This window comes from Enterobacter sp. SA197, from assembly GCF_054131575.1.
This window is the reverse complement of the sequence record NZ_CP096393.1, coordinates 1,539,445-1,561,094: the sequence shown is the minus strand read 5'-3', so window position 1 is coordinate 1,561,094 and position 21,650 is coordinate 1,539,445. Positions and strand designations below refer to the sequence as shown.

18 protein-coding genes are annotated in these 21,650 nt (G+C 52.3%); 12 read left to right on the top strand and 6 right to left on the bottom strand.

The features are described from left to right. The first annotated feature begins 2 nt into the window (after positions 1–2). From kdpB to kdpE, 4 genes are read left to right on the top strand one after another with little or no spacing between them, the layout of a single operon-like run. Positions 3–2,051, top strand: a complete 2,049-nt coding sequence (gene kdpB / locus M1D91_RS07095; protein ID WP_437430894.1) for a potassium-transporting ATPase subunit KdpB — start codon at positions 3–5, stop codon at positions 2,049–2,051. A gap of 12 nt (positions 2,052–2,063) precedes the next feature. Beyond that, positions 2,064–2,639 (top strand): potassium-transporting ATPase subunit KdpC, encoded by a 576-nt coding sequence (kdpC, locus tag M1D91_RS07090; protein WP_437430893.1) that lies wholly within the window; start codon positions 2,064–2,066, stop codon positions 2,637–2,639. Between the two features lie 3 nt (positions 2,640–2,642). Then, positions 2,643–5,330, top strand: coding sequence for a two-component system sensor histidine kinase KdpD (gene kdpD, locus M1D91_RS07085; RefSeq protein WP_437430892.1), 2,688 nt, complete (start codon positions 2,643–2,645; stop codon positions 5,328–5,330). Then, complete coding sequence (gene kdpE, locus M1D91_RS07080; RefSeq protein WP_437430891.1) at positions 5,327–6,004, top strand: two-component system response regulator KdpE; 678 nt, start codon at positions 5,327–5,329, stop codon at positions 6,002–6,004. Before kdpD ends, kdpE begins: the two co-directional genes overlap by 4 nt. Before the next feature lie 57 nt (positions 6,005–6,061). Here kdpE and pgm read toward each other — a convergent pair whose 3' ends face one another. Further along, positions 6,062–7,702: a phosphoglucomutase (alpha-D-glucose-1,6-bisphosphate-dependent) gene (gene pgm, locus M1D91_RS07075; RefSeq protein ID WP_437430890.1), complete on the bottom strand. Its 1,641-nt coding sequence runs from the start codon at positions 7,700–7,702 to the stop codon at positions 6,062–6,064. 24 nt (positions 7,703–7,726) lie between these two features. Beyond that, positions 7,727–8,278, bottom strand: coding sequence for a replication initiation negative regulator SeqA (seqA, locus tag M1D91_RS07070; RefSeq protein ID WP_437430889.1), 552 nt, complete (start codon positions 8,276–8,278; stop codon positions 7,727–7,729). A gap of 182 nt (positions 8,279–8,460) precedes the next feature. Here seqA and ybfF point away from each other — a divergent pair, with 182 nt between their 5' ends. The 4 genes from ybfF to fur all read left to right on the top strand — a co-directional run bounded on the left by ybfF (position 8,461) and on the right by fur (position 11,075). Then, the gene (ybfF, locus tag M1D91_RS07065; RefSeq protein WP_437430888.1) at positions 8,461–9,234 is read left to right on the top strand and encodes an esterase; all 774 of its coding nucleotides are present in this window, start codon (positions 8,461–8,463) and stop codon (positions 9,232–9,234) included. 131 nt (positions 9,235–9,365) lie between these two features. Next, positions 9,366–9,674 (top strand): LexA regulated protein, encoded by a 309-nt coding sequence (gene ybfE, locus M1D91_RS07060; RefSeq protein ID WP_437430887.1) that lies wholly within the window; start codon positions 9,366–9,368, stop codon positions 9,672–9,674. Between the two features lie 134 nt (positions 9,675–9,808). Continuing rightward, positions 9,809–10,339: a flavodoxin FldA gene (fldA, locus tag M1D91_RS07055; RefSeq protein WP_437430886.1), complete on the top strand. Its 531-nt coding sequence runs from the start codon at positions 9,809–9,811 to the stop codon at positions 10,337–10,339. A gap of 286 nt (positions 10,340–10,625) precedes the next feature. Then, entirely contained in the window at positions 10,626–11,075 is a 450-nt protein-coding gene (gene fur, locus M1D91_RS07050; RefSeq protein WP_437430885.1) for a ferric iron uptake transcriptional regulator, read from the top strand. A gap of 62 nt (positions 11,076–11,137) precedes the next feature. Here fur and chiQ read toward each other — a convergent pair whose 3' ends face one another. From chiQ to nagE, 4 genes are all read right to left on the bottom strand, one after another. Beyond that, a complete protein-coding gene (chiQ, locus tag M1D91_RS07045; protein ID WP_437430884.1) occupies positions 11,138–11,470 on the bottom strand; it encodes a ChiQ/YbfN family lipoprotein in 333 nt (110 codons plus the stop codon). A gap of 17 nt (positions 11,471–11,487) precedes the next feature. Beyond that, the gene (chiP, locus tag M1D91_RS07040; RefSeq protein WP_437430883.1) at positions 11,488–12,888 is read right to left on the bottom strand and encodes a chitoporin ChiP; all 1,401 of its coding nucleotides are present in this window, start codon (positions 12,886–12,888) and stop codon (positions 11,488–11,490) included. A 392-nt stretch (positions 12,889–13,280) separates the two neighbouring features. Beyond that, complete coding sequence (glnS, locus tag M1D91_RS07035) at positions 13,281–14,948, bottom strand: glutamine--tRNA ligase (protein ID WP_437430882.1); 1,668 nt, start codon at positions 14,946–14,948, stop codon at positions 13,281–13,283. 176 nt (positions 14,949–15,124) lie between these two features. Next, on the bottom strand, positions 15,125–17,140 hold the full coding sequence (gene nagE / locus M1D91_RS07030) for an N-acetylglucosamine-specific PTS transporter subunit IIBC (RefSeq protein ID WP_437430881.1): 2,016 nt from the start codon (positions 17,138–17,140) through the stop codon (positions 15,125–15,127). Between the two features lie 320 nt (positions 17,141–17,460). Between nagE and nagB the strand changes: the two genes are divergently transcribed. The 4 genes from nagB to M1D91_RS07010 all read left to right on the top strand — a co-directional run bounded on the left by nagB (position 17,461) and on the right by M1D91_RS07010 (position 21,499). After that, complete coding sequence (gene nagB / locus M1D91_RS07025; protein ID WP_437430880.1) at positions 17,461–18,261, top strand: glucosamine-6-phosphate deaminase; 801 nt, start codon at positions 17,461–17,463, stop codon at positions 18,259–18,261. A 64-nt stretch (positions 18,262–18,325) separates the two neighbouring features. Beyond that, positions 18,326–19,474 (top strand): N-acetylglucosamine-6-phosphate deacetylase, encoded by a 1,149-nt coding sequence (nagA, locus tag M1D91_RS07020; protein ID WP_437430879.1) that lies wholly within the window; start codon positions 18,326–18,328, stop codon positions 19,472–19,474. A gap of 8 nt (positions 19,475–19,482) precedes the next feature. Continuing rightward, positions 19,483–20,703: a DNA-binding transcriptional regulator NagC gene (gene nagC, locus M1D91_RS07015; protein WP_437430878.1), complete on the top strand. Its 1,221-nt coding sequence runs from the start codon at positions 19,483–19,485 to the stop codon at positions 20,701–20,703. A 43-nt stretch (positions 20,704–20,746) separates the two neighbouring features. Beyond that, a complete protein-coding gene (locus M1D91_RS07010) occupies positions 20,747–21,499 on the top strand; it encodes an HAD-IIA family hydrolase (RefSeq protein WP_437430877.1) in 753 nt (250 codons plus the stop codon). The last annotated feature ends 151 nt before the right edge of the window (positions 21,500–21,650 follow it).

The window sequence follows — 21,650 nt, the reverse complement described above, 5'->3', positions numbered from 1 at the left end:
TCATGAGTCGTAAACAGATGACGCTGCTCGAACCCGCTTTAGTTCGTCAGGCGCTGATAGATTCCGTCACCAAATTAAGCCCGCATATACAGTGGCGTAATCCGGTCATGTTCATCGTCTGGCTGGGGAGTCTGCTGACCACGCTGCTGGCGGTGGCAATGGCGACCGGACACCTTGAAGGCAGCGCCTGGTTTACCGGTGCGGTGAGCCTCTGGCTGTGGTTTACGGTGCTGTTTGCCAACGTTGCAGAAGCGCTGGCAGAGGGACGCAGTAAAGCGCAGGCCAACAGTCTCAAAGGGGTGAAAAAGACGGCGTTTGCCCGTAAATTGCGTGCCCCTCAGCATGACGCGCAGGTTGACCACGTACCGGCTGAAGCGTTGCGAAAAGGCGACATCGTGCTGGTCGAAGCGGGCGATATTATTCCCTGCGATGGCGAGGTTATTGAAGGGGGAGCATCGGTTGATGAGAGTGCAATAACAGGGGAGTCTGCGCCGGTTATCCGTGAATCCGGCGGCGATTTCGCCTCTGTAACAGGGGGCACGCGCATTCTGTCCGACTGGCTGGTTATTCAGTGTAGCGTCAACCCTGGTGAAACTTTTCTCGACAGGATGATAGCGATGGTGGAAGGGGCGCAGCGGCGTAAAACCCCCAACGAAATTGCGCTGACCATCCTGCTGGTCGCGCTGACCATTGTCTTTCTGCTGGCCACGGCCACGCTGTGGCCATTCTCGGTATACGGCGGCACCGCAGTAAGCGTCACCGTGCTGGTGGCCCTGCTGGTCTGTCTTATCCCAACCACCATCGGCGGCCTGCTTTCAGCCATTGGGGTGGCGGGAATGAGCCGTATGCTGGGGGCAAACGTGATTGCCACCAGCGGGCGCGCCGTGGAAGCCGCCGGGGATGTCGATGTACTGCTGCTGGATAAAACCGGCACCATCACCCTTGGCAACCGCCAGGCCTCAGCCTTCCTTCCGGCCCAGGGAACAGAGGAAAAAACGCTGGCCGATGCCGCACAACTCTCCTCACTGGCGGATGAAACACCGGAAGGCCGCAGCATCGTGGTGCTGGCTAAACAGCGTTTTAATCTGCGCGAACGGGATGTACAAAGTCTGCAGGCCACCTTTGTGCCCTTTACAGCGCAGACCCGCATGAGTGGGATCAACCTGGGTGAGCGCATGATTCGCAAAGGTTCGGTGGATGCCATTCGCCGTCATATTGCCGCCAACAACGGGCTGTTTCCGGCAGACGTCGATGCGCTGGTCGAGCAGGTCGCCCGTCAGGGGGCCACCCCGCTGGTGGTCGCAGAAGGGGCGCACGTGCTCGGTGTTATTTCGCTCAAGGATGTGGTGAAAGGCGGCATCAAAGAGCGTTTCGCCCAGTTGCGCAAAATGGGCATTAAAACCGTGATGATAACCGGCGACAATCGCCTGACCGCTGCGGCGATTGCCGCCGAAGCTGGCGTGGACGATTTCCTTGCCGAGGCCACGCCAGAAGCCAAACTGGCACTGATTCGCCAGTATCAGGCAGAAGGTCGCCTCGTGGCGATGACCGGTGATGGCACCAACGATGCGCCTGCCCTGGCGCAGGCGGATGTCGCCGTTGCGATGAACTCCGGTACCCAGGCTGCAAAAGAGGCGGGCAACATGGTGGATTTGGACTCTAACCCCACCAAGCTCATCGAAGTGGTGCACATTGGTAAACAGATGCTGATGACCCGTGGTTCGCTGACCACCTTTAGTATCGCCAACGACGTGGCAAAGTATTTTGCCATTATTCCGGCAGCCTTCGCCGCCACCTATCCGCAGCTTAACGCGCTGAACGTGATGCATCTGCATTCACCCGCATCGGCGATTTTGAGCGCGGTGATTTTCAACGCCCTGATCATTGTCTTTCTGATCCCACTCGCCCTGAAAGGAGTGAGTTACAAGCCGTTGAGCGCGCCCGCCATGTTACGTCGCAATCTGTGGATATATGGTCTTGGCGGCCTGGTGGTGCCCTTTATCGGCATCAAACTGATTGACCTGCTGCTGACGCTGTTCGGCCTGGTGTAAAAGGAACATACAATGTCTTTGATTCGTCCCGCTTTACTGCTGTTAATTTTACTGACGCTTATTACCGGTGGCCTTTATCCGCTGGTGACAACGACACTGGGTCAGTGGTGGTTCAGGGCGCAGGCTAACGGCTCGCTGATTGAGAATGCCGGTGAAATACGTGGCTCTCGCCTGATAGGGCAAAACTTTACCGCACCGGGTTATTTTCAGGGGCGTCCGTCTGCCACCGCTGATGCGCCCTATAACCCAATGGCATCCGGCGGAAGCAATCTTGCGGCAAGCAACCCGGAACTGGATAAACAGGTCAGCGCTCGCGTTAGCGAACTGCGTGCGCATAATCCTCAGGCCGACGCGCTGATACCCGTTGAGTTGCTCACCGCCTCGGCAAGCGGGCTGGATAACAACCTGACACCTTCTGCTGCTGCCTGGCAAATCCCGCGCGTGGCTGCGGCGCGTGGACTCTCCCGCGAGGAGGTGACTAAGCTTGTGGCGGAACACACTGAAAAACCGCTGGTAGATTTCCTGGGCCAGCCGGTGGTAAATATTGTCGAACTGAATCTGGCGCTGGACGCACGTAAGGATAACTAAGACATGACCGACGAGCCTTTGCGCCCGGACCCCGACCGGTTGCTGGAACACGCCGCAACCGCCCATCGCGGAACGCTGAAGATTTTTTTCGGTGCCTGCGCCGGGGTAGGTAAAACCTTTGCCATGTTGCAGGAAGCCCAGCGGCAACGGGCGCAGGGGCTGGATGTTGTGATTGGCGTGGTGGAGACGCATGGACGTAAAGAGACCGCGGCCCTGCTCAATGGGCTGGCGGTACTACCTGCAAAACGGGTCGCCCACCGCGGGCGACTGATTCAGGAGTTCGATCTTGACGCCGCCCTTGCGCGGCGTCCGGCGTTAATACTGATGGATGAGCTGGCGCACAGCAATGCGCCGGGCACCCGCCATCCGAAGCGCTGGCAGGATGTCGAAGAGCTACTGGACGCAGGAATTAATGTGCTGACCACGGTGAATGTTCAGCATCTGGAAAGCCTGAATGATGTGGTCAGCGGCGTAACCGGTATTCAGGTGCGTGAAACGGTCCCCGATCCCTTTTTTGATGCGGCCGACGAGATTGTGCTGGTGGATCTCCCCCCGGACGATCTGCGACAACGCCTGCACGAAGGAAAGGTCTATATTGGTGGTCAGGCCGAACGCGCCATTGAACACTTTTTCCGTAAAGGAAACCTCATCGCCCTGCGTGAACTGGCGCTGCGTCGCACTGCGGATCGTGTGGATGACCAGATGCGGGCCTGGCGTGACCGCCTGGGGGATGAAAAAGTCTGGCATACGCGTGATGCCATTCTGCTCTGCATAGGACACGGCAGCGGTAACGAAAAATTGATTCGTACTGCGGCTCGTCTGGCCGCCAAACTTGGCAGCGTCTGGCATGCGGTATACGTCGAAACCCCGGCGCTGCACAAACTTCCGGAACCGCAGCGACGGGCGATTCTCGCCGCTCTGCATCTGGCGCAAGAGCTGGGCGCAGAAACGGCCACGCTCTCAGACCCCGCTGAAGACAAGGCCATTTTGCGCTACGCAAGAGAGCACAATCTCGGCAAAATTCTGATTGGCAGACGCGCAAAACGCGGCTGGTTTAACCGCGAGTCGTTTGCTGATCGTCTGGCACGACGCGCTCCGGACCTTGACCTGGTGATCATTGCGCCGGACGATACGCCTGCCCCCCTGCCCCTTCGCCCGAATGATAGCCGTCCGTTTATGGAGCGCTGGCGCGTGCAGTTGAAAGGCTGTGTTGTCGCACTGGCCTTATGTGCGGCTATTACGCTGATTGCGATGCAGTGGTTAGTCGCATTTGATGCGGCTAACCTGGTGATGATCTATCTGCTGGGTGTGGTGGTTATCGCGTTACTGTATGGCCGCTGGCCGTCAGCCTTTGCCACCGTCATTAACGTGGTCAGCTTCGATCTCTTTTTTATTGCGCCGCGAGGAACGCTGGCCGTTTCTGATGTGCAGTATCTGTTGACCTTTGGCGTCATGCTGACCGTTGGGCTGGTGATTGGCAATCTGACCGCCGGGGTGCGCTATCAGGCTCGCGTAGCCCGCTATCGTGAGCAGCGCACCCGCCATTTGTACGAGATGTCAAAAGCGCTGGCTGCGGGACGGAGCGTTGAAGCTATTGCCGCCACCAGCGAGACGTTTATTCGCTCTACCTTCAATGCCCGCAGTCAGGTGCTCATGCCCGACAGATCAGGCAAACTCATTGCTATCACCCGTACGCAAAATATCACCTCCTGGGATGACGCCATTGCCCGCTGGAGCTTCGATAAAGGTCAGCCAGCCGGTGCCGGTACCGATACGCTACCCGGCGTGCCTTATCAAATTTTACCGCTGAAGAGTGCGCAGCAAACTCACGGACTGGTGGTGGTCGAACCGGCTAACCTGCGCTTGTTGATGGTGCCGGAGCAGCAGCGGTTGCTGGAAACCTTTACTCTGCTGGTTGCCAGTGCGCTGGAGCGCCAGGCGCTGATAACCAGTGAAGAGCAGGCCCGCTTTGCCAGTGAACGGGAGAGCATTCGAAACGCTCTTCTGGCTGCTCTCTCTCACGATCTGCGCACACCGCTGACGGTGCTGTTTGGTCAGGCAGAAATTCTGACGCTCGATCTCGCCAGCGAGGGGTCAAAACATGCGCCTCAGGCCAGCGAAATACGCCAGCATGTGCTCAACACCACGCGGCTGGTGAACAATCTGCTGGATATGGCGCGTATTCAGTCCGGTGGTTTTAATTTAAAAAAAGAGTGGCTGACGCTCGAAGAGGTGGTGGGCAGCGCCTTGCGGACGCTGGAACCTGGTCTTGGCGGACGGCGTATTGCGCTGGATCTCCCTGACCCGTTAATGCTGGTCCACGTGGACGGGCCTTTATTTGAACGCGTGCTGATTAATCTACTGGAAAATGCGGTCAAATATGCAGGCTTTCGGGCGGAGATCGGCATTCGCGCCATCGCTTCCTCCTCTCGCTTAACGCTGGAGGTCTGGGATACCGGGCCGGGTATTCCTGAGGGGCAGGAAGATGCCATTTTTGCTAAATTTGCCCGTGGTAATAAAGAATCGGCCATCCCCGGCGTAGGGCTTGGTCTGGCTATCTGTCAGGCGATTGTCGATGTTCACGGGGGAACCATCAGCGCGGCAAACCGTCCTGAGGGAGGAGCCTGTTTTCATGTTACACTCCCGCTGGAGACGCCCCCGCAACTGGATGACCTTTCTGAGGATCTGTGATTAACGTTCTTATTGTTGAAGATGAGCAGGCTATTCGCCGTTTTCTGCGCACCGCGCTGGAAGCTGAAGGGCTGCGGGTATTTGAAGCGGAGACGTTACAACGCGGTTTGATTGAGGCCGCGACGCGCAAGCCTGATCTGGTCATCCTGGATTTGGGCTTGCCGGATGGAGAGGGCATTGATTTTATTCGTGACCTGCGTCAGTGGAGCCAGATGCCGGTTATTGTCCTTTCCGCCAGGAGCGAAGAGAGCGATAAAATCGCGGCGCTGGATGCGGGTGCAGATGATTATCTCAGCAAGCCGTTTGGCATCGGGGAGTTGCAGGCGCGTCTCAGAGTGGCGTTGCGCCGCCATGCTGGTACGCCGCAAAGCGATCCGGTGGTAACCTTTTCGAATATTCAGGTCGATCTTGCCAGTCGGCGAATCCAGCGAGGCAGTGAAGAGCTGCACCTGACGCCTATTGAATTCCGGCTGCTCGCCGTGCTGCTGAATAATCATGGGAAAGTTCTCACCCAGCGCCAGTTATTAAGCCAGGTCTGGGGACCAAACGCTGTGGAACATAGCCATTATCTGCGTATTTATATGGGTCATCTTCGGCAAAAACTTGAGGAGGATCCGGCGCGCCCACGCCATTTGTTAACCGAAACCGGCATTGGCTATCGCTTTATGCTCTGAGCGGGCATAAAAAAGCCCGGTCACGCGAACGCGACCGGGCCGGACAAGACTATAGCATCAGGCGTTTTTCAGCACTTCGCTGACAATCTCAACCGCTTCTTTCTCGATAAGCTTACGGTGTTCCTCACCGAGGAAGCTTTCGCAATAAATTTTATAGGCGTCTTCCGTACCGGACGGACGTGCCGCAAACCAGCCGTTGTCGGTCATCACTTTCAGGCCCCCAATAGAAGCACCATTGCCCGGTGCCGCCGTCAGGCGCGCGGTGATTGGGTCGCCTGCCAGCGTGCTGGCGCTGACCATCTCCGGAGAAAGCTTAGACAGCGCGGCTTTCTGTGCAGAAGTGGCGCTGGCCCCCAGACGATTGTAACTCGGCGCACCGAAGCGCTCGGCCAGTTCGTCATAGTGCTGCTGTGGGTTTTTGCCGGTAACGGCCGTGATCTCTGCTGCCAGCAGGCACATGATGATACCGTCTTTGTCAGTTGACCAGGGCGTGCCGTCAAAGCGCAGGAAGGATGCCCCCGCGCTCTCTTCCCCGCCAAAGCCGAAGCTTCCGTCAAACAGACCATCTACGAACCATTTAAAGCCCACCGGCACTTCCACCAGCTTACGGCCAAGGTCGTTGACCACACGGTCAATCATCGCCGAGGAGACCAGCGTTTTACCTACTGCCACCTCTTTGCCCCACTGCGGACGATGCTGGAACAGGTAGTTGATCGCCACCGCCAGATAGTGGTTGGGGTTCATCAGACCAGCCGGGGTAACAATGCCGTGGCGGTCATAGTCAGGGTCGTTGGCGAAGGCCAGGTCAAACTTGTCGCGCAGCGCCAGAAGCCCCGCCATCGCACTTTCAGAGGAGCAGTCCATGCGGATCACACCGTCTTTGTCGAGGTGCATAAAGCGGAACGTCTGATCAACCTGATCGTTCACGAGGGTCAGATCAAGTTTGTAGAAGTCGGCGATGCGTTTCCAGTATTCGATACCGGAGCCACCAAGCGGATCAACGCCCAGCTTCAGACCGGCTTTCTGAATCGCCGCCATATCAACGATCTCCGCCAGCCCTTCGATAAATGGCTGAACCAGATCCTGTTCTTTTACATGACCGGAAGCGAGCGCGGCATCCAGCGAAATGCGTTTCACGCCTTTCAGACCGTCAGCCAGTAGCGCGTTAGCACGATCTTCTACCACTTTGGTAACGTTTGTATCTGCCGGGCCGCCGTTAGGTGGGTTGTATTTGATGCCACCATCTTCCGGCGGGTTGTGTGAGGGGGTGATAACAATACCGTCTGCCAGCGCGCCGCCGTTTTTGTTGTGGACCAGGATGGCGTTTGAGACGGCCGGCGTAGGCGTAAAGCCGTTGTTTTCCTGCACAATGAGGTCAACGCCATTTGCTGCCAGCACTTCAAGCACGGAGATGAACGCAGGTTCAGACAAAGCATGGGTATCTTTACCCACGTAGCATGGCCCGGTGATGCCGTTTTTAGCGCGCTCTTCAGCAATCGCCTGAGCAATCGCCAGAATATGAGGCTCGTTAAAGCTGTGGCGCCACGCACTGCCACGGTGGCCTGATGTACCAAATTTTACCGCATGTTCAGCGTTACCCACTTCCGGCTTCAGCACGTAGTACTGGGCGGTAAGTTGGGCGACGTTGATCAAATCGCTCTGCTGCGCAGGTTGACCTGCACGTTCATGGTTAGCCATTGCCTGGTCCTTCTTATGCAAGGATTAAATTGTGCCGCAAACCTTTTCAATCAATTCCGCCGGGAACTGCATTGACTGCATGATGTGTTCGATCATGCTGCATTTACGACCCGTATTAGTGTTGGTGATGACCCAGTATGGCGTGTCTGGCACCTGTTTTGGCTTAGTCTGCGTGCCATTTTGCAACAAGGTTTGTTCGTCAGACGCAAAGTATACGCGGGTCCGCCCGTGCAGAGACTCAGTGGATTCTGCAAAGGCTTTATTGTCCAGAGAATAGAGTGTAGACAGCACCAGCATGAAACGGTTAACCGCTTTTTTCTGTTCAGCGTATTCATCCGAAAGCAGAAGCTCGCGCACGGCACGCACCCTGTCCTTCGCGGTGTTCGTCGGTTTAGTCTCTTCAACCTTCGGTGTAACAGGGGTTTCTTTTGCAGCGGCGGTCAGCGTGGCAGCAGGTTGAGAGGAGGCGGAAAATTTCAACATGCGCCGTAAAATGTCGGATGCGCTCTCACCAATATGCTTCGTGTGGCTGGCAATATAACTGTAGAGTTCATCATCAACTTCAATCGTTTTCATTTTAATCCAGTGCAGTGTCTTATCTGAATACAAGTTATTGAGATTATAGAGTCAAATCTCAACAGCGGATAGCGCTTAACCTGAGTGGCGGCTAAGTTAGATTACCTCTGAACCTTGCAGCCGGGCGGCAGAATGTTCAACATAATACCCTAATCCGAAAGAGCGAAAAAAAGAACTTTGCCATGAAATTGAATACCCGAGCGCAAACTGCACAACAATCGCACAACAATTCTCCCATCGTCCTGGTTCATGGCCTGTTTGGCAGCCTTGACAACCTGGGTATCCTTGCCCGCGACCTCGTCCTTGATCATGATATTCTGCAAGTGGATATGCGTAATCACGGGCAGTCTGACCGTTCCGACACGATGAATTATCCGGCAATGGCGCAGGATCTGGTCGAGACACTGGACGCGCAGGGTATCGAACGCGCTACCTTCATCGGCCACTCCATGGGCGGCAAAGCGGTGATGGCATTAACGGCGATTGCGCCGGAACGTATTGACGGGCTGGTGGCTATTGATATTGCCCCTGTCGATTACGCTGTACGTCGCCATGACGAGATTTTCGCCGCCATCAATGCCGTAACGGATGCAAAGGTCACCACGCGCCAGCAAGCAGCGGCCGTGATGCGCACGGTAATTGATGAAGAGGGCGTTATTCAGTTTCTTCTGAAATCTTTTAGTGAGGGCCAGTGGCGATTTAACGTTCCCGTATTATGGGAAGAGTATCCGCATATTGTGGGTTGGGAAGCCGTTCCGGCCTGGAACCACCCCGCTCTTTTCATTCCCGGCGGTAACTCCCCTTATGTGACTGAGCAGTACCGGCAGGCGTTACTCAGCCAGTTTCCTCAGGCGAAGGCGCATGTCATTGCGGGCGCGGGGCACTGGGTACATGCAGAAAAGCCAGATGCCGTTTTACGCGCCATCCGCCGTTATCTCTCTGAAAAGACGAACTGATTAAAAACCCGGCGACCGGTCGCCATAACGCGCCCGGGCGTTGGCGTCCCTGCATCGCTGATGTATGATGGCGCGCTAATCAGCCCGGGCAATGACCCGATTGCTTGTACTTCCCGTAGTATCCTTAAACCATGGCTAAAGAACAAACGGACCGCACGACACTAGATCTGTTCGCGAATGAGCGTCGCCCGGGACGTCCCAAAACCAATCCGCTCTCTCGCGACGAGCAATTACGCATTAACAAGCGTAACCAGCTTAAACGCGATAAATTTCGTGGGCTTAAACGCGTCGAATTGAAAATAAATGCTGAGGCAGTGGACGCACTGAATGCCCTGGCAGACGCGCGTCAAATGAGCCGCAGTGAACTCATTGAAGAGATGTTGCTGGAACAGCTCAAAGCGCTGAACAGCATTGATTACTCTGAATCTTCGTCTGATTAACGCTTTCATGTAGCAGAGAGTGCAGTCCGAGGCGATTGCAGTTTCCGCGCGCTTCTCCTATCTGCTATGATTGCCCTTATCCGTGGGCTAAACGCCACCACCATATCATTAAGTTTCAAGAGGTTATTTTACTCATGGCAATCACTGGCATTTTTTTCGGCAGCGACACCGGTAATACCGAAAACATCGCAAAAATGATTCAGGCGCAGCTTGGTAAAGATGTTGCGGATGTTCACGATATTGCGAAGAGCAGCAAAGAAGATCTGGAAGGTTACGATATTCTGTTGCTGGGTATTCCAACCTGGTATTACGGCGAAGCACAGTGTGACTGGGACGACTTTTTCCCGACGCTGGAAGAGATTGATTTCAATGGAAAGCTGGTTGCCCTTTTTGGTTGCGGTGACCAGGAAGATTATGCCGAATACTTCTGTGATGCACTGGGGACTATCCGTGACATCATCGAACCGCGCGGCGCGGTCATCGTTGGTCACTGGCCGACAGAAGGTTACCATTTTGAAGCGTCCAAAGGCCTTGCTGACGATGATCACTTTGTAGGTCTGGCTATTGATGAAGATCGTCAACCGGAGCTCACCGCGGGTCGCGTCGAAAAATGGGTGAAACAGATTTCTGAAGAGCTGAACCTTACCGCAATTATTAATGCCTGACAGTATATGGCGCAATCTACATGTTGCGCCTTATTGATAGTTAAAACCAATGGAAATAATTGCTACATTTTTTTAACTTTTGCCGCCAGCACTGTACAATATGGCCTGGTTGAAACGGATACCGCATGACTTTGTTGGCGCTACCACGTTTTATACGCTTACTTTACTTGAGGACTTGCAGTTTTCATTTAGACATGGCAGTTCTATAATGAGACGCATTTCCCAGAGCATTCCTTGTAGCTTCCCTCCCCGGAAGCGAATCGTTTAGCAACAGGACAGATTCCGCATGACTGACAACAATACCGCATTAAAGAAGGCCGGCCTGAAAGTCACGCTTCCTCGCTTGAAAATCCTGGAAGTGCTTCAGGAGCCGGACAACCATCATGTCAGTGCGGAAGATTTATATAAGCGCCTTATCGATATGGGCGAAGAGATCGGGCTGGCAACGGTTTACCGTGTACTGAACCAGTTTGATGATGCCGGGATCGTAACCCGCCATAATTTCGAAGGCGGCAAATCTGTCTTTGAACTGACTCAGCAGCATCACCATGACCACCTGATTTGCCTCGACTGTGGCAAAGTGATTGAATTCAGTGATGACTCCATTGAAGCCCGGCAGCGTGAAATTGCCTCCCAACACGGCATTCGCCTGACGAACCATAGCCTGTACCTCTACGGCCATTGCGCTGAAGGCGACTGCCGCAGCGATGAAAACGCCCACGAGATTGCTAAGTAATCTTCCGTAAACGTAAAAAGCCAACCTGAAGGTTGGCTTTTTTATTGGTTTACCCTGGGTGGCTACTGCGTATTGTTGCTACGAATTTCCTGCCAGATACGATCGCAGTTGGCTTTTACCGCCTGACCATTCCCCGTATGGGTGGCTTCAAGGCACTGCTGATAATCCAGGGTGCGTACCGACTCTTCGTGGGCAAATTGTTGATGCGCCTTTTCTGACTTCAGCACTTCCAGCACGCTACGGCAGGCTTCAAGTTTTTCCGATGAACCTTCTGCAGTATTAATACAGGCACTATAAGCCGCTCTCAAACGCATATCTTCTTTCGGCGCCTGAGGTTGCTGTACGCAGGCGGTAAGCCCCAGAACCATAAACAGAGTCATTATACTTTTATTCATGTTGCCCTACCCTCGCCTCAGAAAATCGTAAAAGGTGCAATGACGATAAATTTCACGTCGCGCTCATCCTGGAAGATGTTGTTGTAACCCCCACCCCAGCTTGGAATATCGGAGTGATTATCGAACTGGGTAAAGTGCAGCTTAAATAATGTGCCTTTCGCCATGCCGTCCTGCAGGGTATAAACCACATCCAGGCTGTAAGCGGATTCCTTAATTGAATTGCCGGCCTTATAGTATTTATCGCCAGACGAAACGTTGGATGGTTTGGCATCCCAGCCATAAACATATGAGGCACCTACCGCCCAGCCCGGAAGATTTAAATCTTTCAAATCATACATAGCGCCAACAAATACCGCTTTTTCATTATGGGCGTTAAAGTCAGAACGATTATCCCACCAGATATCCAGTCGGCCATTTGACGAGCCATAAAGTGGTGTCATACGTGAGTTGAAATTTCCCTGCCGGCCGTCCGCTTTTACCCATGTGCCCTCCAGACGTAAATCAACGGGCCCTGCGGCATAATTAAAGGTCAGCGCCTGTAACCAGGCCGTACCATCATAAATATCATTGATAGTGTGATTAGATGCTTTATCACGTGAGCTGTAGAACTGATAGCTTGTAGACAGCGGACTCCCAGCAATATCAAATTTATAACTGGCTTTCGCGAAGTACTGATCTACATAGCCCTGTGCCTGTCCAAATGCCGCTTCTAAAATGAAATCATTTTTAAAATCATATTGCGCGCCAATGGAGTGGACATAATCAATTTTACTCACGCCATCATTCTGGTAAAAATTATCGGTTTCGTTATACCAGGGGGCCTTATATTCATTGGCCCACATATAGGAGAAACTCAGGGTACCGCAATCTTCATAGTCGAGATTTACGCCAATTTCCGTACCTTGATACGTACCCGGCATAAAACTCCAGTTGGACGCCAGTAGCGTCTGACCGGTGGGCTGGATATAGCCCGCTCTGGCCCATAACGGCCCGTACTTAAATTTTGCCGCAGCAGTATAGAGACTTGCCCCACTTCGGTCTCCAGCCCAGTCTTCATCATAGACCTTATGGCTGTTAGAAAACGCCATTTCATTAGGATGTGCGCTACCTGAAGATTCGGCCATTTCAATAGCTGCAAATGCCGCAACGTCGAAACCAAACATATCTGCTGCATAACCAGACTGGAAATCGAGATTGGTATTCCAGGTAGAATGCGCCAGATTGGTTTTATATTTATTACCATCAGTGACATCTTTACGGTCGCGTTCACGCTGCCAGTAATAGACACCGCCAGTAAGTGTAGAATCTTCAACAAACCCTGCGGCCCTGGCCACCGGGGGTGCTATTAAAGCTGATAGTGTTGTTGTACCGACAATAGCTAATGCTATCGCCTTACGTTTAGCGGTAAACGCGATCATAATTGTTCCTCTTTGACTAAATACAAAAATGCTGTGCAAAGGCAGGCAGCAAGAAAATAAGCATAAAAAAATGGCAAAGTGTGGCTGCAAACTTCTTTCACACCACGAATCAAGGTTATTTTTACCGACTATCAGGATCAAGTTATTTGCCAGAAAGAAAACCAAGAATATGACAAGGGACACATATTTCTTGAATAGAGGAAGAGGATTAGAAATATTATTGAGAGAAGAAAGGGCTCACTAAAAAAATTGCTAAAAATGAAAATAGAAAATAATAAAATTAAAACAATTTTTCAGGTCAACCACAAACCATTATTTACGTTCAGTAATAACAGCGTCGTTATAGAATAAAAAAACGCCGCACAAAGCGGCGTTCATGAGATTAGCTGCAATTATTCGCCGACTTTCGCCCAGGTATCACGAAGACCAACCGTGCGGTTAAAGACCAGTTTCTGTGCCGTGGCGTAGCGGTTATCGAGACAGAAATAACCTTCACGTTCGAACTGATAAGCTTTACCCGCTTCTGCGGCCTGCAGGGATGGCTCCGCATAACCCTGTTTAATGACCAGGGATTCCGGATTCATCACCGACAGGAAGTCTTCAGCAGCACCCGGGTTCGGGACGCTGAATAAACGGTCATACAGACGAATTTCTACCGGAAGCGCGTGCGCAGCGCTGACCCAGTGAACCACGCCTTTTACCTTGCGACCATCTGCCGGATCTTTGCTCAGAGTGTCAGCATCATAGGTGCAGAAAATAGTGGTGATATTGCCTTCGGCGTCCTTCTCAACGCGTTCAGCTTTTACCACGTAGGCGTTGCGCAGACGCACTTCTTTGCCCATCACCAGTCGCTTGTACTGTTTATTAGCTTCTTCGCGAAAATCGGCGCGATCGATCCAGATTTCACCGCTGAAGGGTACTTCCCGACTGCCCATTTCCGGTTTGTTCGGATGATTAAGCATGGTGACAATTTCGCTCCCACCCTGCGGGTAGTTTTCGATAACCAGTTTAACCGGATCGATTACTGCCATCGCGCGCGGCGCGTTTTCGTTAAGATCTTCACGGATGCAGGATTCCAGCGAAGCCATCTCAATGGTGTTGTCCTGCTTCGTCACGCCAATACGTTTGCAGAATTCACGGATGGATCCGGCGGTGTAACCACGGCGACGCAGCCCGGAGATGGTCGGCATACGCGGGTCATCCCAGCCTTCAACATGTTTGTCCGTCACCAGCAGGTTCAGCTTACGTTTTGACATTACGGTGTATTCCAGATTCAGGCGCGAAAATTCATACTGGCGCGGGTGAACCGGAATAGAAATGTTGTCCAGCACCCAGTCGTACAAGCGACGGTTATCCTGGAATTCCAGCGTGCACAGAGAATGCGTAATGCCTTCCAGCGCATCACTGATGCAGTGGGTAAAGTCGTACATCGGATATATGCACCACTTGTTACCTGTCTGATGGTGTTCCGCAAATTTGATGCGGTACAGCACCGGATCGCGCAACACAATAAAGGGGGAAGCCATATCAATTTTGGCGCGCAGGCAAGCTTTACCTTCTTCAAAGCCACCAGCCCGCATCTTTTCAAACAGGGCAAGGTTCTCTTCAACACTCCGGTCGCGGAATGGACTATTTTTGCCAGGCGCGGTAAGCGAACCGCGATACTCGCGGATCTCGTCTGCTGAGAGTTCATCAACAAAGGCAAGACCTTTGGTGATCAGCTCAACCGCATACTGATGCAGTTGATCAAAGTAGTCCGAGGAGTAACGCACATCACCAGACCAGTGGAAACCCAGCCACTCTACGTCATTTTTGATGGAGTCAACGTATTCGATATCTTCCTTCACCGGGTTCGTGTCATCGAAACGCAGATTGCATTGCCCGTTATAGTCTTGCGCGATACCAAAATTAAGGCAGATAGATTTCGCGTGGCCGATATGCAGGTAGCCGTTCGGTTCAGGCGGGAAACGGGTGCAAACGGAATTGTGCTTACCGGTAGCAAGATCTTCGTCAATGATCTGACGAATAAAATTAGTCGGGCGGGCTTCAGCCTCACTCATCGTAGATTCCTCAAAGCGTAAACAACGTATAACGGAACATGATCTTATAAGCGGGTCTTCCAGACAACCCTTGTTTACGGAAAATATATACAAAACGGACTATGCAAGTTAATGCAAAAAAAAGCGGCAGAGAAAATGTCCTCTGCCGCTTTTGGCAAAACCACTACGAAACGCGATTAGCCTTTGATGTCGTACAGCGGCGTTTGACCTGCAACAACGGCGCCCTGAGCTTTAATTACCAGCCCGGAGAAGTCATCAATATTGCTGCATACCACCGGACTTATCATTGAACGTGCTGTGGCGTTCAGGTAATCCAGATCCATTTCCAGGACAGGTTGCCCGGCCACCACCTGTGCCCCCTCCTCGACCAGACGGGAGAAGCCCTGTCCAGCCAGCGCTACGGTATCGATGCCCATGTGAACCACAATCTCCGCTCCTTTCTCCGTCTCGAGACAGAACGCGTGGTTAGTGTTGAAGATTTTTACGATGGTTCCGGCAGCCGGGGATACCACCACTTTATCGGTTGGTTTGATAGCCACTCCGTCACCAACAGCTTTACTGGCAAACGCTTCATCTGGCACTTCATCCAGAGAAACAACCTGACCCGTAATGGGTGAGACCAGTTCAGCAATCACGGACGCATTCGGCACAGCCTGAGGTTTAACCGGTGCAACTGTAGCAGCAGGTGCAACGTTGTCAGCGGCTGGAACATTGCCGGTGGTTTTCATGGCGTTGGCAATTTTTTCAGCAACGAAACCTACGATAATCTGCACGCTGGTTTTATTCAGACGAATAATTCCGGTAGCGCCGAGACGTTTCGCCATCGCTTCATCCACTAACGCAGAATCTTTAACGTTCAGACGAAGACGCGTGATACAGGCATCAATGCCAGTCAGGTTCGAGGACCCCCCCACAGCCGCAATGTACTGACGAGCCAGACCGGCAACATCCTGGTCAGCATTCGCGCTTACATTCACATCCTGACCGTCTGCTTCGTCACCAGTAACAGCCAGTTCACGGCCCGGTGTCAGCAGGTTGAATTTCTGGATAGTGAAACGGAACACCACATAATAAATAACGAAGAAGACCAGGCCTTGCAGAATCAGCATGTACCAGTGAACAGCCAGTGGGTTACGTGATGAAAGCACCATATCCACCAGACCCGCACTAAAGCCGAACCCTGCAATCCACTGCATGGTCGCGGCAATAAATACGGAAATGCCGGTCAGCACTGCGTGGATGAAGTAGAGCACTGGTGCCACGAACATGAAGGAGAATTCCAGCGGTTCGGTGATGCCGGTGAAGAAGGCGGCAAACGCACCCGCCATCATGATACCCAGCACTTTGGCTTTGTTTTCGGGACGGGCACTGTGGTAAATAGCCAGTGCCGCACCCGGCAGACCGAACATCATGATAGGGAAGAAGCCTGCCTGATAACGACCCGTGATCCCAATTTCAGCTTTACCTGCAGCAATGGACTGCGCGCCGCCGAGGAAGTTAGGAATATCGTTAATACCCGCAACATCAAACCAGAATACGGAGTTCAGCGCATGGTGCAGACCGACAGGGATTAGCAGGCGGTTAAAGAAGGCATAGATGCCCGCACCCGTCGACCCTAGTTTCTGAATATGTTCACCAAAGCCTACCAGACCGCTAAACACGACAGGCCAGATATACATCAGAATAAAGGCAACAACGATCATGATGAACGAGGTCAGGATCGGTACGAGACGACGACCACTAAAGAAGGAGAGCGCTTTTGGCAGTTCAACGCTGCTAAAGCGGTTGTATAGCTCGGCGGCGATAATACCCACCATGATCCCAACGAATTGGTTTTTAATCTTACCGAAAGCGGCAGGCACCTGATCGGCCGGGATTTTTTGAATCATGGCGACGGCGGCTGGCGAACACAACGTCGTTAATACCAGGAATCCGACGAAGCCTGCAAGAGCAGCAGCCCCGTCTTTATCTTTGGACATACCGTAGGCGACACCCACTGCAAACAGCACACCCATGTTGTCAATGATGGCAGAACCAGACTGGATAAAAAGCGCCGCCAGCGCATTATCCCCACCCCAGCCTACCGGATCGATCCAGTAACCGACCCCCATAAGAATTGCTGCTGCGGGCAGCGTGGCGACCGGCACCATCAGTGCGCGGCCAACCTTTTGCAAGTAACCTAAAAGACTCACGTTATTCCCCCTCTGACCCCACACCGGGTGCATAGAAACAGTATTTTTTATTGTCTTACTTAACCTGAAAGCACGGCCTTTTTCACGACAGTGTAAGTGTGTGAAAAATTAATTCGCCTCGCAAATTAAAAGCGCACTTTTTGTGATTTTAATCACCAAATATCGTTATTAACCCTCCACTTTGCTAGCTAACAAGCAAAACTTATTTTATGATTAAAAAAATCAAAACGGATTGCTCCCTGCGAAGCAAAACTGCATTACGCTTACACTATCACTGGCCTGCAATCCGCAAACTTTTAAACTCAACATCGAGGTGAATAATGAGACTGATTCCCCTGGCAACAGCTGAACAAGTCGGAAAATGGGCCGCCCGTCATATTGTTAATCGCATTAATGCCTTCAAACCGACCGCGGATCGCCCTTTCGTTCTCGGTTTACCGACAGGCGGCACACCATTAACCGCTTATAAAGCTCTGGTTGAAATGCACAAAGCGGGCCAGGTTAGTTTCCAGCACGTGGTCACCTTCAACATGGATGAGTATGTCGGGCTGCCAAAAGAGCATCCGGAAAGCTACCATAGCTTTATGCATCGTAACTTCTTCGATCACGTTGATATTCTGAAAGAAAATATTAATCTGTTGGATGGCAACGCCCCGGATATTGACGCAGAATGTCGTCAATATGAAGAAAAAATCCGCTCCTATGGCAAGATTCACCTGTTCATGGGCGGCGTAGGTAACGATGGTCATATTGCCTTTAACGAACCGGCGTCTTCGCTGGCGTCTCGTACTCGTATTAAAACCCTGACTCATGACACGCGTGTGGCGAATTCGCGCTTCTTCGATGGCGATGTCAGCCTTGTGCCAAAATATGCCCTGACCGTGGGTGTGGGTACGCTGCTGGATGCTGAAGAAGTCATGATTCTGGTGCTGGGTAACCAGAAAGCACTGGCGCTACAGGCGGCCGTTGAAGGAAACGTCAACCATATGTGGACCATCAGTTGCCTGCAACTGCATCCAAAAGCTGTCATGGTCTGCGACGATCCGTCTACGATGGAGCTTAAGGTTAAGACATTGAAATATTTCAATGAATTAGAAGCTGAAAATATTAAAGGTCTGTAAGTGAATTTCCGTTTCGCAACAGCCACATTGCGCAACGGTACTGATTTGTTAACCGGGGGTCGTTATGTATGCTTTAACTCAATGCCGGATTTTTACCGGCCATGAAATTCTGGATGACCATGCGCTGATTGTCGCGAATGGCCTGATTGAGCGCGTCTGTCCTCTGGCGGAGTTGCCGTCAGATATTGAGCAGCGAAGCCTGCACAACGCGATACTTGCCCCCGGTTTTATTGATGTTCAGTTAAATGGATGTGGTGGCGTTCAGTTTAACGATACGGCTGATGCTGTCAGCGTTAAGACTCTGGAAATCATGCAGCGTACGAATGAAAAATCTGGCTGCACCAGCTTTCTGCCGACGCTGATAACCAGCAGTGATGAACTGATGAAACAGGGTGTTCAGGTCATGCGTGAATACCTGGCAGCGCATCCTAACCAGGCGCTCGGTCTGCATCTGGAAGGCCCCTGGTTGAATATTATAAAAAAAGGGACGCATAACCCAGAATATGTACGCAAACCAGACGCTGAACTGGTGGACTTCCTGTGTAAAAATGCCGACGTGATTACCAAAGTTACGCTTGCACCGGAAATGGTGGGTGCAGAGGTTATCGGGAAGCTGGCCGCCGCTGGCATCGTGGTCTCTGCGGGCCACTCCAATGCCACGTTAAAAGAAGCGAAAGCTGGTTTTCGTGCTGGTATCACTTTCGCTACACATCTGTTTAACGCCATGCCTTATATTACCGGTCGCGAGCCTGGGCTTGCGGGAGCCATCCTCGATGATGCGGATGTGTATTGCGGCATTATTGCAGACGGCCTGCATGTCGATTACGTTAATATTCGTACCGCTAAACGTCTGAAAGGCGACAAACTTTGCCTGGTAACCGATGCAACGGCTCCTGCGGGCGCTACTATTGACCAGTTCATTTTTGCTGGTAAAACAATATACTACCGTAATGGATTGTGCGTGGATGAAAACGGTACGCTAAGCGGTTCCGCCCTGACGATGATCGAAGGGATTTATAATCTGGTTGAGCATGTCGGCATCGCGCTGGACGAAGCACTGCGTATGGCGACCCTTTATCCTGCCAGGGCGATAGGCGTTGCGGACAGTCTCGGCAGCATTGCGGCGGGCAAAGTCGCGAATCTGACGGCTTTCACGCGCGATTATAAAATCATCAAGACCATCGTTAATGGTAACGAGGTCGTCACTGAGTAAGTAAAAGTATGACATCAGGCGGACAAGCTCAAATTGGTAACGTTGACCTCGTTAAACAACTAAATAGTGCGGCAGTTTACCGCCTGATTGATCAGCTTGGCCCTATCTCGCGCATTCAAATTGCCGAACAAAGCCAGCTTGCACCAGCAAGCGTAACCAAAATTACGCGACAACTTATTGAGCGCGGTTTGATTAAAGAGGTGGACCAGCAGGCTTCAACTGGTGGTCGTCGCGCTATCTCAATTGTCACCGAAACCCGTAGTTTTCAGGCCATCGGCGTTCGCCTTGGGCGAACCGACACCACGCTTACGCTTTATGATTTGAGCAGCAAAGTCCTTGCTGAAGAGCATTACCCGCTCCCTGAGCGCACCCAGGAAACCCTCGAACACGCCCTGCTCAGAACCATCAGCCTCTTTATTGAATCCTGCCAGCGAAAAATTCGCGAATTGATCGCCATCTCCGTGATCCTGCCAGGGCTCGTTGACCCGGAGAGCGGGGTAATCCGTTATATGCCGCATATACCGGTGGAGAACTGGGGGCTGGTAGAGGCGCTTGAAAAACGGTTTAAATTAACCTGCTTCGTGGGTCACGATATTCGCAGCCTGGCGCTTGCTGAGCACTACTTTGGGGCAAGCCAGGACTGCGAAGACTCCATCCTGGTGCGCGTTCACCGTGGAACAGGTGCGGGGATAATCTCGAATGGCCGTATTTTTATTGGTCGTAACGGTAACGTGGGTGAAATTGGTCACATTCAGGTCGAACCGCTTGGCGAGCGTTGTCACTGCGGAAACTTTGGTTGTCTCGAAACCATTGCGGCTAACGCGGCCATTGAGCAGCGTGTGCGCCATCTGTTACAGCAGGGACATCACAGCCGTTTAACGTCCGATGACTGCTCCATTAAAACCATTTGCAAAGCGGCCAATAAAGGTGATGCCCTTGCCTGTGAAGTTATTGAGCATGTCGGCCGTCATCTGGGCAAAACCATTGCTATCGCCATTAACCTCTTCAATCCCCAAAAGGTGGTGATTGCCGGTGAGATTATTGAAGCTGAGAAAGTGTTGCTTCCCGCCATTGAAGGCTGCATAAATACACAATCGCTTAAAGCATTTCGCAGGAATCTCCCGGTTGTGCGCTCGACGCTGGATCACCGCTCCGCCATTGGTGCTTTCGCCCTGGTTAAACGCGCCATGCTTAACGGTTTGCTGCTGCAACGTTTGCTGGAAAGCTAACCGGGATTATAGTTACTGCTTCTCTTTTTAAACTGGGTAGTCCATGACCATTCAGAATGTAATCTGTGACATTGACGGCGTGCTGATGCACGATAACGTCGCGGTGCCGGGAGCCGCTGAATTTCTCACGCGGCTTCTTGAAAAAGGGATGCCGCTGGTAGTCCTGACTAACTATCCGTCTCAGACGGGGCAGGACCTGGCCAACCGTTTCGCCTCGGCAGGCATTGATGTGCCATCCTCGGTCTTTTATACCTCAGCCATGGCGACAGCGGACTTCCTTAAACGTCAGGAAGGAAAAAAAGCCTATGTTGTGGGTGAAGGCGCTTTGATTCACGAACTGTACAAAGCGGGATTCACCATTACTGACATCAATCCTGATTTCGTGATTGTGGGTGAAACCCGCTCTTACAACTGGGAAATGATGCACAAGGCGGCATTTTTTGTGGCTAACGGCGCCCGCTTTATTGCGACCAACCCGGATACTCACGGCCGCGGCTACTATCCGGGCTGCGGGGCATTATGCGCAGGTATCGAAAAAATTTCTGGTCGTCAGCCGTTTTATGTAGGGAAACCCAGCCCGTGGATAATCCGCGCCGCGCTCAACAAAATGCAGGCGCATTCTGAACAAACGGTGATTGTGGGCGACAATCTTCGTACCGATATACTGGCGGGTTTTCAGGCCGGACTGGAAACCATCCTGGTTCTTTCAGGGGTTTCAACCCTCGATGATATCGATACGATGCCTTTCCGCCCTTCCTGGATTTATCCATCGGTTGCTGAGATCGACGTAATTTAACGAAAACCACGTCCCGGACGTGGTTTCGCATTTTTATTGCACGCCTCGCCAATCACCATTAATAAATCCCCCTCAAAAATGATAATTCATCAATAATGGTGCCTTTTACCTGTGCTTTTTTCAGCATTCCGCAATCACCATTGCGCTTTTT